General features: G+C 47.5%; 11 protein-coding genes. All 11 read left to right on the plus strand.

Annotated features, from left to right (window positions below; all coding sequences use genetic code 11):
* Nucleotides 1-500 precede the first annotated feature (500 nt).
* The 11 genes from BP95_RS0108205 to BP95_RS0108260 all read left to right on the plus strand — a co-directional run bounded on the left by BP95_RS0108205 (nt 501) and on the right by BP95_RS0108260 (nt 13497).
* Nucleotides 501-3185 carry an ABC transporter permease gene (locus BP95_RS0108205; protein WP_021254008.1) on the plus strand — a complete coding sequence of 895 codons (2685 nt, stop codon included), beginning with the start codon at nt 501-503 and terminating at the stop codon, nt 3183-3185.
* 21 nt (nt 3186-3206) lie between these two features.
* Nucleotides 3207-3887, plus strand: coding sequence for an ABC transporter ATP-binding protein (locus BP95_RS0108210; RefSeq protein ID WP_021254007.1), 681 nt, complete (start codon nt 3207-3209; stop codon nt 3885-3887).
* A 71-nt stretch (nt 3888-3958) separates the two neighbouring features.
* Entirely contained in the window at nt 3959-4786 is an 828-nt protein-coding gene (locus BP95_RS0108215) for a 3D domain-containing protein (protein WP_021254006.1), read from the plus strand.
* Nucleotides 4787-4925: 139 nt separating this feature from the next.
* The gene (locus BP95_RS0108220; RefSeq protein ID WP_021254005.1) at nt 4926-5114 is read left to right on the plus strand and encodes a hypothetical protein; all 189 of its coding nucleotides are present in this window, start codon (nt 4926-4928) and stop codon (nt 5112-5114) included.
* Nucleotides 5115-5357: 243 nt separating this feature from the next.
* On the plus strand, nt 5358-6407 hold the full coding sequence (liaF, locus tag BP95_RS0108230; RefSeq protein WP_021254003.1) for a cell wall-active antibiotics response protein LiaF: 1050 nt from the start codon (nt 5358-5360) through the stop codon (nt 6405-6407).
* Between the two features lie 7 nt (nt 6408-6414).
* Nucleotides 6415-7500, plus strand: coding sequence for a HAMP domain-containing sensor histidine kinase (locus BP95_RS0108235; protein ID WP_021254002.1), 1086 nt, complete (start codon nt 6415-6417; stop codon nt 7498-7500).
* Nucleotides 7501-7526: 26 nt separating this feature from the next.
* The gene (locus BP95_RS0108240; protein ID WP_021254001.1) at nt 7527-8192 is read left to right on the plus strand and encodes a response regulator; all 666 of its coding nucleotides are present in this window, start codon (nt 7527-7529) and stop codon (nt 8190-8192) included.
* 284 nt (nt 8193-8476) lie between these two features.
* Nucleotides 8477-10126: a S1C family serine protease gene (locus BP95_RS0108245; RefSeq protein ID WP_028531873.1), complete on the plus strand. Its 1650-nt coding sequence runs from the start codon at nt 8477-8479 to the stop codon at nt 10124-10126.
* A 177-nt stretch (nt 10127-10303) separates the two neighbouring features.
* Nucleotides 10304-10990 (plus strand): response regulator transcription factor, encoded by a 687-nt coding sequence (locus BP95_RS0108250; protein WP_021261002.1) that lies wholly within the window; start codon nt 10304-10306, stop codon nt 10988-10990.
* A gap of 4 nt (nt 10991-10994) precedes the next feature.
* A complete protein-coding gene (locus tag BP95_RS0108255; protein ID WP_028531874.1) occupies nt 10995-12464 on the plus strand; it encodes a sensor histidine kinase in 1470 nt (489 codons plus the stop codon).
* A gap of 82 nt (nt 12465-12546) precedes the next feature.
* Nucleotides 12547-13497, plus strand: coding sequence for a 4-hydroxy-3-methylbut-2-enyl diphosphate reductase (locus BP95_RS0108260; protein ID WP_021253997.1), 951 nt, complete (start codon nt 12547-12549; stop codon nt 13495-13497).
* Nucleotides 13498-13537 lie beyond the last annotated feature (40 nt).

Here is a 13537-nt window from a genome sequence, read left to right on the forward strand (position 1 = left end):
TAAACCTTTTAGTGCTTTTTATGAATTGCTTAATACACTCTCCTTATCAATGGTAAGGAGGGTGTTTTTTTATGATCATCAAAACGAGAGAACTATCTACATGTTGCGGAACAATCTCAGCAGCGGGTTTGAGGTTTCTCGAGTCTTCTCCATGTCCTATAGAAAAGGTACATCGCAAATACCGATTGTTTGAAATCAGATTCCATTTCATAGTATTTATACTATAATTAGCATAATGGATGGAGTAGCGGCTTGTAAGGACATGCAGCATCGAAGAAACTGCTCTTGAAGTCGAGAATATGGTCATTCAACTACAAGGGAACAATCTATCATCTTATCGTTCTCGTAAATATCGAGGAGCTGAAATAGTACGGAAACTAAGCTATTAGTAGGATGTCCTTCCGGATATTCTGAACAGAGAAATGTCTATGCAACTGATTCTATAATGGAGAACGGTGGACGAAGATTATAAGCGCCCGTAAGTGAAGGTTGGTGATATTATGAGCATATTTTGGAAAATGGGAACCAGAAATTTCATAGCCCAGATACGGCAAACGCTACTCACCGTATTCATAGGGTCTATCGGTGTCGTTCTGATTTTTTCTTGTTATTTTGTCATTTCTTCTATTACATATAGTAAATCACAATGGGAAGAAAAACACTTTGGCGCCATTGGTACAGAGATTTATTCGCGTGTTGGACTTGATTTGACCGAGGCTCAGATTAAAGATGTTCAAACGAAGCTTCAAACCAGAAATATTGCCAGTCTTCCCTATGTGTCTCGGGTCGTTTCTGTGCACAGCGGGAATAATGATGAAGTTAAGGAAGATAGCATCGTTGCATTAGGATTTGATTTTCAACATGCTCGGGAATTAGAGCCGAAGCAACCATTGTGGTCTACGGATCCCCTGTCAGCAGAAGAAGCGATTGTATCGGTTCCGCTAGCACGGCAGTTGGGACTTGGTGTCGGTGAAACAATGGTAATCTCGTTTGCTGAGAAAGAAGTGCCTGTAACGATTCGGGATATAGCAGAGGAACGCGGATTAACAGGTTTTCGCGGAACAGTGCGGGCACAAGGGACAGTTATTCTCTCGAATACGCTTGCGCATCAGATATTCGGCGTTCCAGAAGCAAGCGCACACAGTATCTTACTGGCGACGGACAAGATGTATTCATCATTACCAGGCAATTCCTTCTTTACGGATCTTACGGAGAGAGCAATCAAAAAAGAAGCGCTATCTCATATGTCGATGGTCCAGAGTATTTTCACGCCTCCATTTTTGTTTTTTGTCGCGGTTTCTTTGTTCGCTGGAATTTTGCTGTTGGCGCAGTTGTTTAATATTCTGAAAGAAAGGCGCAAATATTATCTTGGCGTGCTCCGATCGCTTGGACTCAGTAACCGCAACTGCTTTGTCATCTACTTGAGTGAGTGTGCGTTACTGTGTGCGGTCATTACCATCTTAGGAGTTGTGCTCGGGAATGTACTCGGTTTCGGATTACTGTCTGTGAATGTATTTTATATCGAACAATTGCTGGAACGGTATTCCGCTTACGCCTATCCAATCCAACCCCACATTAATGTGACGGCAACATGCTGGATCGCGATGACCATGTTTATTGTTTTCTTACTCCTCGCTTGTTTTGTCGGGCGTTTCATTAAGCGCACATCCATTCTGCACCTAATGGGCAAGGAGGATAATCGTGTGAATCTAGCACAGAAGCGTCTACTCAAAATCTTAGGTTGTCTCCTTGTCACAGTGGCATTCATTTATTTCAATTATTTCGCCACAGAGGGGCTTTCAGATGACGATAGGCTTAGTGCAAAAGTATTCGGTTCGATTATAAGTTGGCTTGTTGGAATTATAACGACTGCTTATCTGATGTTTCTTATTGTACCTTGGATGAAACGGGCATCCTCTGTCTTGCCGCATCGATGGTTGGATCGATTGGCTGTTACGTTAGGCACACAGTACCCGCATATGAGGTTTAGTCGTTCATTTGGCATCGTTTTGTTGTTTACGGTATTATCCTGCTGTTTGATTGTGATGATAAGTTTCGCTTCCAATGTTGAAGATTATGCCGCTCAGAACAAGAGAGATTCTTTTATGGCTACCGATGCCTATATGTCTTATGCCGATGAGCGGGAAAAAGAGAAGCTGAAACCCAATATGAATGAAGTACAAGAAATCGTGCAAGGTGCTGCCTACATGGATGCGTACAGAATCCTAGTTTCATCCTCCGACAATGCAGTTGATCTTACAGAAGTAACACCCCCTACGAATGGTAACAAATGGGCATATTCGCAAGTTGTGTGGGGAAAATGGCTAGGGGAGGGCTACCAATTACCGCTTGCCTCCCGTGCGCCGCAATTTAAGAGTGATGCGGAGGTTTTTCAGGCCATGAGCGATCAAGCGTCTGTCGTTCTCGTGGATGATAAATTGGAAGGAACGTACCGAGTAGGCGATCAGATTCCGCTTCGTTTATTGAAAGGTGGAGCCAAAGAAGAGAACCTGATTGGAGAGGAAGTGGTCACGGTAGCGGGAACGTTCGCCATTGGTGATGATAACCGCTTCATGGGCAGGGTATTTATAGTGGCTGACGAACTTTACAATAAATATAGTACAAACGGCGCTTATAAGTGGCCTGGAGAGCCCAAAGGCTATGCGCTGTTACAGTTGACTGATACAGATGTGACGGCGGCAGATTCCATAAAGACACTGAAATATCATTTTACCAAAACAGCTGGTGTTACGGTGAGTACACCAGGTGAGGATCAGGCAATCATTACGACGATTGTGAAAGCGGAATTCACGCTGTTCTCTTACATTATGTCATTCATGATGCTTATGGCCTTGCTCGGCATGTATGTGATTCAGATTCGCTCAGTACAGGAGCGGGTTCCCCATTTGGTTATGTTATGGCAGATGGGGGTCAGTCACAAGTCGTTGAAACAGATTTTTATCGTAGAGGGTTGTCTGATTGGGATCGTTGGGTTAATTAGCGGAATTGTGGTCGGAAGGCTCGGTTCGGAGATGCTGATGCGTTTGGCGTGGATGGGGGTTAGGTTTTCATTCCCTTATCTGAACGTGACCGGTCTCGTCATCGGATTGCTGATCTTCATCTGGTTGTTCAACCGATTCAGCACAGCCGGATTAAGACATATACAGATCAGTCGGACAGAGTAATCGGTGAGGAGGTTCTAGAACATGATTGTAGCCAAAGCTGTTTGCAAGAACTACGGCATGGAAGCGGCTCCACAAACAGTCGCACTTTCAAGGGTGGATTTACACATCCATAGGGGCGAGATGGTGAGCATTATGGGGCCGTCCGGTTGTGGCAAGTCCACGTTGCTTTATACGCTGTCAGGTATTGAGCCAGCTGACAGTGGCGAGATTTGGTTCGACAAGCAAGCATTACACCAAATGAGCGAAAAAGAGGTCTCCGCGCTCAGATTGACGTCGATGGGTTTTGTCTATCAGCAATACAATCTGATTCCTGTGTTGAATGTCGTGGATAACGTAGCCTTGCCGCTTATCAGTCAGGGCGCTCAGAGGTCAATTGCCCACAAAGCTGCCAAGGTGGCACTTGAAGATGTCATGCTAACAGATAAGTTGAAGGCCATGCCGCATGAACTGTCCGGAGGACAAGCCCAGCGGGTTGCAATTGCCCGCGCTATAGTCCATAATCCTCGCGTTATCTGGGCCGATGAGCCTACTGGAGCTTTGGATACGGTAACATCGGAGGCGATCGTAACTTTGCTGCGCAAGATAAATGCAGACAAGCAAGTGACTATCGTTATCGTCACGCATGACCCGGTAGTTGCATCAGCCACAGATCGTGTAATCCGTATGAAAGACGGAAGACTAACGGAAGCGCAATATGCTTGACACTTTTTTGTTGAATATGAATAAAAGCGAAATGAGCAGGACATCCTTCCCACTAAGGGAGGGGTAACCATATGTTTACAATATCGACTACAAGTTCGGAACGGAAGGGAAACATGACATCGAGATCGGATAAGCGCGCTATCGTATTCACAAGGTTGTCGTTAGGTATTGCTGGAGCGGTGCTGTATGTAGCAGCGGGTATGCTTATAGCTCCAATGACTGTTCAAGCGTGGTCAACAGAAGCGGGTGCATATCAACAAGGGACGTTAACACAAGCATCGTTGTCCACTCATGCTTCCTCACAGGTGCAGCAAACAAAGAAATTGACCTGGACCTTGAACGCCGCATCTGAAACACTGCCGCTCGTGTATGTGCAGCCTTTGCCGACGGTAAAAGGGCAGAAGGTGAAGGAAGAGCAGGAACGTCCACATGTTGCGGTTGCAGCGGCCAAACTGACATTCACAGCTGCTGAGCTTGCTCCTCAGCAGGAGCGCATCATTCGATCGGTAAAGGTAGTTGCTACTGGCTATACGGCAGGAGCTGAATCAACTGGCAAGGAGCCGGGGCATCCAGAGTACGGGATTACTTATTCCGGTGTTAAAGTGCGTCGAGACTATGTGTCCACGATCGCAGCGGATTTATCCGTATTTCCATTAGGAAGCATCCTCTATATTCCGGGATATGGATATGGGATTGTAACGGATATTGGTGCCAAAATTAAGGGTAAGAAGCTTGATCTATTCTTCCATACAACGAAGCAAGTATACGGACAGTGGGGCAAGAAAGAAGTGGAAGTCAAGCTTATTAAACGCGGTAATGGTAAAGTATCGGAACAAATGCTGGACGATTTGAATGCAGCTGTCTTTAAAAATAAAGGGATTCCGGAATCCATGCTCTAATTGGGGCTTTGTTTCATGATGAGCGCTAGGGGTGTGCATTCGAATAATCGAGTGCTGCGCTAAGCATAATATCTCCTGTAGGAACGCAAGTTTCTGAATATGAACCGCCGAAACGCGGAGATGCAGGAGGTGAATGGAAATGCCGAAGAACAACAAAGCGAACCGCATGCAACCTGCTAACGCGAAGTACACTTCTGGTGAGTTTGCAGCCCAAAGCAACGCTGCTGACATTGAGTTTGGCCAAGAGGTTGCTCCTACAGCAGGTGCTGTAAAAGGAACAGAAAAAGGCATCGTGCAAAAAGTGCAGGAAGCTGATCAACAACAATAATACACCAAGATGCGGTGGCGAGTTATAGACTTAGCCAGGCATCGTAACGAATGGCTGCCCCTTGCTTGGGCAGCCATTTTCATTTCATTGCGGAAGTGAAAAATGCGATAGTAATTCATTTCCAGTTCCTCGGTCCCGAGACTGAGACGAACTTCCTTCCTCCGTCGCTGGTAGATGGACATGATTTCTCTTACAATTACTACATAAAGAATGAAATGACTGTAGAGAAATGGAGGGAACCGTATGAATAATCAGCGTGGCAGATGGTCGGGAGGGTTGTTTCTAATCGCGATCGGCGCTTTCTTCATGCTTAACCAGCTTGGTTATATTGATATGGATCTTGGGGAATTGATACGCACATTCTGGCCGGTAATCCTCATCTTAACGGGATTCAATGCGCTTATACAGGGGGCGTTCTGGGGGCTTATCCTTCTCGCCATCGGTGGCTACTTCCAGTTATCGAATTTAGGAGTTCTGACGGTGGATATTGGTTCAGCTATGAGGATGCTCGTTCCATTTATCCTCATTATGGTCGGTGTAGGGATGTTGATTCGCCCACGAAAAAATCGGCATAGAGATAAGTATCGTGATCGTAAGCGTTGGGACGAAGGGTACTGGCATGAACATGGTGGACAACATGATCGACCGTACAGTGAACCGCGTCCATTAGATGATGACTTTGATCAGACCTTTAATAAGCATTTTAATAAAGACGGTGTATCCGATGTTCCTCCGCCTTCGGGATATGATGAGACTGGTTCGGCAGTAGGCGGGGATAGCGACAGACGCTATAAAGAACCGTTTGGACGCAATCAAAGCCAATCATCTGATTATGATCCATTTTCGTATAAGGGATCAGTACCACCGCCACCACCGCCGCCGCCTCCGCCAATGGGCTCGGGATCGAAGTTCGACACGGTGAACAAGTCAGGCTTTATCGGTGATATTCATTTAGGCTCTGATTATTGGGAATTGAAGCCGATGAACATCTCGCATTTCATTGGTGACACGGTAATCGACTTGACGAAGGCGCAAGTGTCGTATGGCGAGACGAAGATCAATGTTTCTTCTTTTATAGGAGATGTGAAAGTATATGTTCCGAATGATATGGATCTTGGTGTAGTGGTGAGTTCAAGCTCCTTCCTTGGCGATGTGAGAGTGTTCAATCAGGAGAAGGAAGGGTTCATGAACAATCTGCAAGTGGAGACTCCCTATTATTATGAAGCAGGCAAGAAAGTGAAAATCTCCGTTAGTACCTTCATAGGAGATGTAAAGGTCATGAAAGTGGGGTAGTGCAATCATGGTGTCACGATGGTTTCGCAGCACGAAGAGTGTCAAGTGGGAGCTGCTTCTCACCTTTGTGATTTCAGGCTGCATTATCATGAGTGTGTTCTGGATTGGCTTCGTCTATGGAGGTTCCTGGTATAGTGGGATGAACTGGTGGCTGTTCGGTATTGTGACGGTCATCATCGTATCGGTCATTATGGGTTATGTCGCAGGCGTGCGCCTTCAGCGCCGCCTGGACGTGCTTCACGATAGTATGATGCAGGTGATGAAGGGCAATTGGTCAGAGCGGATTCCGCTTGGCGATGAAGAGTCATTTGCTCGCTTGTATGAAGACTTCAATACGATGGTAAGCGGGATGGAACAGAAGCTTCGTATCTTGCAGAAGATGTCCGAGCAGCAAGTGATGGATCGGGAGCGGGAATGCGAAGCTGTTGTATTGGAGGAACGAAGACGTCTAGCAAGAGATTTGCATGATACGGTTAGTCAGCAGTTATTTGCACTTCATATGGCTTCCTCTTCCTTGACGAAGGTCATGGATATGGATATGGATCGGGCGAAGAAGGTGGTTGGCCATCTTGTTGAGATGTCCCATACCGCACAGCGCCAAATGCGCGGCTTAATTGCACAGCTTCGGCCGCTTGAGCTTGACGGCAAGACATTGCAAGAAGCGTTGGGCCGCTGGTTCCCTGACTATTGTCGACAGAATGGCTTGCAAGGTAAGATTGACATTGAACTAAATTGCGAATTGTCGGAAGCCAAAGAGCATCAGTGCTTCTTAATGATTCAGGAAGCCATGGCCAATGTAGTCAAGCACGCGAAGGCAACGAAGGTTACCTTGACTCTGCAGGAGACGCCGAATCAGATTATTCTTGCTGTGGCAGATGATGGTCAAGGGTTCGATCTTCAGAGTGCGTCATTCAAGGCAGGGAGCTATGGACTGACGACGATGCGAGAACGGGTGGATAAGCTTGGCGGTCACATGGATCTCATAAGCCGTCCGGGAGCGGGAACGACGATACGCGTACATATCCCTCGATTTGAAGAAATACAAGAGCAGACAAATGACGGAGGTCATTCTAATACAGAAATGTGTGAGTAACGGAGAACGGACGGGAGGCGAATCGGTTGGGGGATAAGACATCGGTATTTCTTGTGGACGATCATGAAATGGTGCGGCTAGGTCTTCAAACTTACTTAATGCTCGATCCGGAGATTGAAGTTATTGGTGAGGCTAGTGGTGGTAGAGAAGCGATTGCTGCCATACAAGCGATGGCTAGTCGGAATGAGCCATTGCCTGATTTAATCCTTATGGACTTGATGATGCCTGACTTGAACGGGGTAGAGACAACAAGAGAGCTTATCGCACAGTTTCCGAATTTGCGAATCGTCATGCTGACCAGCTTCATGGAAGATGAGCAGGTTGTCGAAGCGATTCAGGCGGGGGCAGTCAGTTATGTGCTCAAGACGGTGTCGGCTGAAGAACTGGTATATGCGATTCGTGGCGCGCTGCAGGGCAGACCGGTCATGAGCGGAGAAGTATCGCAGGCATTGACCCGTGGTCTGCGCAAGCGTGCAGCTCAGCCGGATGACGAGGGATTGACGGAGCGGGAGAAGGAAGTGCTGCTGCTTATTGCTGATGGCAAGACGAACAAGGATATTGCAGATGAGCTCCATATCAGCATCAAGACGGTTAAGACACATGTATCGAATCTTCTAATGAAATGTGAGCTGCAGGATCGTACACAGCTTGCGGTGTTCGCTCATCGTAAAGGGTGGGTTAAAAACGAATAATTTCGTCTATCCTGTAAATAGACGTAGTTGTGAACGTGATACTTCAGTTGCCTAGGCATATAATATTCTAGGTCTAGACACTAACAGATTTGAACTGTGCTGTTTATTGCGTCGACAGGAATTGCAGAACAGGCCGAAGGGCCTGTTTTTTTGTCGAACTTTTGTATTATCATCTTTTATGGTGTTTTATATTGTTTTTAAGCTAGGATTAAGGTTTATCGTCCATTATATAAACATATCATTACGATACTTCATTTGAACGAGTACATTAGGAGGTAGGCAAAATGGACGAACAAAAACGCAATTTATTTCGTGCATCCGACAAGGATTCTCATACATCAGCATCAGACGACAGCGCTGCTAGACAAGAGCGCGATGGCAGCCTGAATGAGGAACAGGAACTGGGCAAGCAAAATGAACGTTACTATTACGCCTACGGCCCTTATCAATCTGTAAAACAAGAAGAACCTTCGAGAACCACAACATCGACAGATCCAACTGGACGTATGAATGATGTGCAGGTAACGCCGCCCAATCCGGTTAAGCCGCTTCCGTTCTCCAGCGCTACGCAGCAGGGAGGGGCTCAAGCGAGTGGATATATGACTCCGAATATGCGTGGTGACGGAGGAGGCCAATCTGCTCCGCCACAAGGTGATTGGAACTTCAAGGATTCGAAGCGCAAGAGAGGGACTTCCTTCAAGGCAATATTTGCTTCCTTCATGGCAGGGGCGCTCGTCATTTCGGCGCTTATGATTACGGCTGACAAGGTGAACCTGTTTACGGGCGGAACGGCGCTTGCTGGCGAGGGGGCTGGAAGCAGTGCGGCAGGTGCGAATGCGGTGCAAACCAATGGGCCTGGAACTACACTGCCGAACGGCTCGAACAGTGTAGCGGATGTGTTTAAGAAAGCTAGTCCTGCGGTCGTGAAGATCGAGACATTCGCAACGACAAGAGGGCAAAGCGGTGGTGGCAGCAATCCGTGGATGGATGACCCGTTCTTCCGCCAATTCTTCGGAGACGGCTATGGGAATGACAATTCCCGCCAGGATGTGAAGCCGAAGCTGCAGCCTCTTGGAATCGGTACAGGGTTCATTTTTGATAAAGACGGTTATATATTGACGAATCAGCACGTGATTGAAGGTGCGGAGGCGATTCAGGTACAGGTGGAAGGAAACAAGGAGCCGATTAAGGCAGAACTGCTTGGACATAGCAAAGACTTGGATTTGGCTGTACTGAAGATTGAAAGCAAGGGAGATCTTCCTACTGTTAGCCTTGGCAATTCTGATGCAACTCAAATCGGAGACTGGCTTGTTGCAATCGGCAACCCGTCTGGATTCGATCATACGGTTACTGTTGGTGTACTTAGTGCACGCGAACGCAAAATCAATGTTGACGATAACGGCAGCGCTCGTGAATACCAACACTTGCTTCAGACAGATGCATCGATCAACCCTGGTAACTCTGGCGGTCCGTTGTTGAACATGCAGGGCGAAGTTATCGGCATGAATGTAGCGGTAAGTCGCCAGGCGCAAGGAATTGGATTCGCGATTCCATCGAATGTGATGAGTAAGGTTGTCGAGGATTTGAAGAATAAACGCGAGATTGCGAAGGAGCCTCTGCCGTTTATCGGTGCAACACTCATTACGATGACAGATGATATTGCAGACCGATTAGGTATGAATCTAATTAAGGGGTCTCTCGTGAGCGAAGTGTTGTTCGGCACCCCTTCTTATGAGGCAGATTTGCGCGCTTATGATATCATTACCGGTATGGATGGGACTAAATATACAACCAAGGAAGAGCTAATTGAACAGATTAGCAAGAAGAAGGTTGGCGATACCGTTAAGCTTCAAGTCGTACGCAACGGCAAGTCGATTGATGTAAGTGTGAAGATTGGCGATAAGAACAAATTCACGAAACAATTGCAGCAATAAGGGGAAGGGAGTGCGTCACGACATGAGCAATGGCACTTGAAGGACGCATCCCCCCCTAAGTATACAGATAGGAAGCACAGAATGGCTTATGCGATTTCTGGCTTCCTTTTCGCTTTATTGGCAGAATAACAAATGATTTGCATATTTGATGGAAATCGGAAAAAGGGGATGAGTATGATGCGATCAACGATACTGGTAATTGATGATGATGAGAAAATTACCTCCATGCTTCGAAGGGGGTTGGTGTTCGAAGGGTACGAGGTACGTACGGCTTCGAATGGATCGGAAGGGCTGCGGGACATGATGCTGCATGAACCAGATATGGTCATATTAGACGTCATGATGCCCGAAGTTGATGGATGGGAAGTATGCCGCCGCATGCGTGAAGGGGGCAGCAGTGTGCCTGTGCTCATGCTGACGGCTAAGGATGAAGTGCAGGATCGCGTGAAGGGGCTTGATAACGGGGCGGATGATTACTTGGTCAAGCCGTTTGCACTTGAGGAGCTGCTTGCACGTGTTCGTGCCCTGTTGCGGCGTCGCAGTGATAGTGAAGGGGGATCGCATCGCCTAACATTCGAGGATATTGTGCTGGACTTACATACACGTGAAGTACAGCGGGACGGCAAGGCGATCGAGCTTACTGCCAAGGAATTTGAACTGCTCCATCTATTCATGCAGAACCCGAAGCGGGTACTGCCGCGCGATATGATTATGGAGAAGATATGGGGATATGATTACAGCGGTGAATCCAATGTGTTGGAAGTATATATTGCCATGCTTCGTCAGAAGACAGAGGAGCATGGAGGCAAACGCATCATATTAACGATCCGTGGGACGGGCTATGTATTGAGAGGGGACAGTTAGATCGATGTCAATTCGATTGCGGCTTACAGTCTGGTATTCGGCTTTGCTTGCCTTTACCTTATTTTTGTTCGGGATTGCGATTTATACATTTGTCGACTACAACATCTATAAAGATATTAAGACCCGCATTTCCAACCAGATGGATCAATTGTATATCCTCCCATCTATCGATTGGGAACGTTCCCAGCTGAATTGGGATGTCCAGCAGTCTAATCGGTTAAATAATGAGGAAGTGTTTTTTCAGACGATTAACTTCAGTTCAGGCAAGCTAATTCGTTCGGATAACTTGAAGTCCCTCAATCTGAAGCTGCCGGTTCCGTCGAATCCAAGCCAAATTAAAGCAGGCATACGGAAGGTTGAGGTGCAATCATTTCAATTTCTCGTGTATGAGAAGCTGCTAAAGCTGGAGAACAATGATACGATCATCGGAGCTGTACAGGTCGCTGCCTTTACCGGACATGAGGCTCGATTTATGCGTGAACTAAGGAGTATTCTCGTTGTTGCTTCCATGGTTACCGTTGTACTGGCGTTCTCACTAGGGCTCTTCTTGGCGCAGAAATCATTACGTCCGATTGAGAACATTATTAAAGCGACAGACCGGGTTCAGAAGGGGGCGGATCTCAGTGTAAGAATTCCGCGTGTCGGGCCGCCGGATGATGAGGTTGGTCAATTGACTGACCGTATTAACAGCATGCTTGGGCGAATGGAAGCCTTCTATAATGAGCTTGACGAGGCATACCGGGCACAGCGGAGATTCGTATCTGATGCATCGCATGAACTGCGCACTCCGCTGACTACGATTCGGGGAAATGTTGATCTGCTGGAGAAGATGTGGCTGCAAGAAAGCGGGACACTGGCGTTAACAGAAGTAGACAAGCAGCAAATGTCTATGGAGGCGTTAAGCGACATAGCGGATGAATCGCGTCGAATGAGCAGGCTCATCAATGATATGCTGTCACTGGCTCGGGCGGATGCCGGTTATGTGATGGAGAAGTCGATGATTGAATTGAAGTCGCTCGTTGAGGAAGTTGTGCGCAGAGCGCAATTCTTGCCGCGCAAGGCCGAATGGATTCTAGGAGATATAGCAGCAATCGAACAGAAAGTGGTATACGGCAACAAAGATTATTTGCAGCAGATGCTGTTCATCTTCATCGAGAATGCATTCAAATACACGGATGGCGGGTTTGTGCGTCTGGATGCGATTATTCAGGACGAGCAAATTGGCTTGAAGGTGCAAGATACGGGAATGGGCATGAATCAGAAGGAAGTTCCGTATATCTTTGAGCGATTCTATCGTGCTGACGTATCTCGCGGCGTTACTTCCGGAACGGGACTCGGTCTGTCGATCGCGAAATGGATCATTGATGAGCACCGCGGTTCTGTAGAAGTAGTCACGAAGCCAAATGAGGGGACGACATTCATCATTTGGCTGCCGCTTGCTTCGGTCGACGAATGCGAGGAAGTTCCGGTATAATGAAATTGCCGGATGCTAGTGGTGCGGTTTCATTGCAGCTCTTATAGCAGACGAAGCGATTGGAAGGGAAGCAGGTGTACTTGTGGAAGTAATGAAAATAACACCGCGCGGTTATTGCTATGGTGTTGTTGATGCAATGGTCATTGCACAGCAAACCGCACGCAATCTGGATTTGCCGCGGCCTATCTATATATTGGGCATGATTGTGCACAACAGTCATGTGACGAACGCATTCGAGGATGAGGGCATCATTACGCTTGATGGCCCGAACCGGATGGAAATCCTGGATCAAGTAGAGTCGGGGACGATTATCTTCACGGCGCATGGTGTATCGCCAGAGGTTCGCCGCAAGGCGCGTGAGAAGGGGCTTACGACTGTCGATGCTACTTGCCCGGATGTAACGCGTACGCATGATCTCATTCGCGAGAAGACGGCGGAAGGTTACGAGGTTATTTACATCGGGAAGAAAGGACATCCGGAGCCTGAAGGGGCAATCGGTGTCGCGCCGGACAGCGTTCATTTGATTGAGCGGGAAGAAGAAGTTCAGTCGCTTCAATTGGCGACAGACAAGATCATTATTACGAACCAGACGACGATGAGCCAATGGGACATTAAGCATATTATGAATCGATTGGTTGAGAAATTCCCATCAGCCGAAATCCATAACGAAATTTGCATGGCGACACAGGTTCGTCAAGCGGCAGTGGCGGAGCAAGCGGGAGAATGTGATCTCGTTATCGTTGTCGGCGACCCGCGCAGCAATAACTCGAACCGTCTTGCTCAGGTGTCAGAGGAGATTGCGGGTACGACGGCGTACCGTATTGGAGACTTGTCTGAGCTGGATGTGGAATGGCTGCGTGGCGTTAAGAAGGTTGGGGTAACCTCCGGCGCTTCGACGCCGACGCCAATTACGAAGGAAGTCATTGCGTTCTTGGAGCAGTTCGACGAGGCGGATCCAGAGACATGGGAGAAGACGCGGACGGTAAATATGAAGAAGCTGCTTCCTCCTGTTCGAACGAAGTCGAAATCGTGAAGAAGCGGGCTTCGGTCCAAAGTAATGTAACTTCATTTCA

The sequence above is a fragment of the Paenibacillus sp. UNC217MF genome (genome assembly GCF_000686865.1).
Classification (GTDB): domain Bacteria; phylum Bacillota; class Bacilli; order Paenibacillales; family Paenibacillaceae; genus Paenibacillus_B; species Paenibacillus_B suaedae.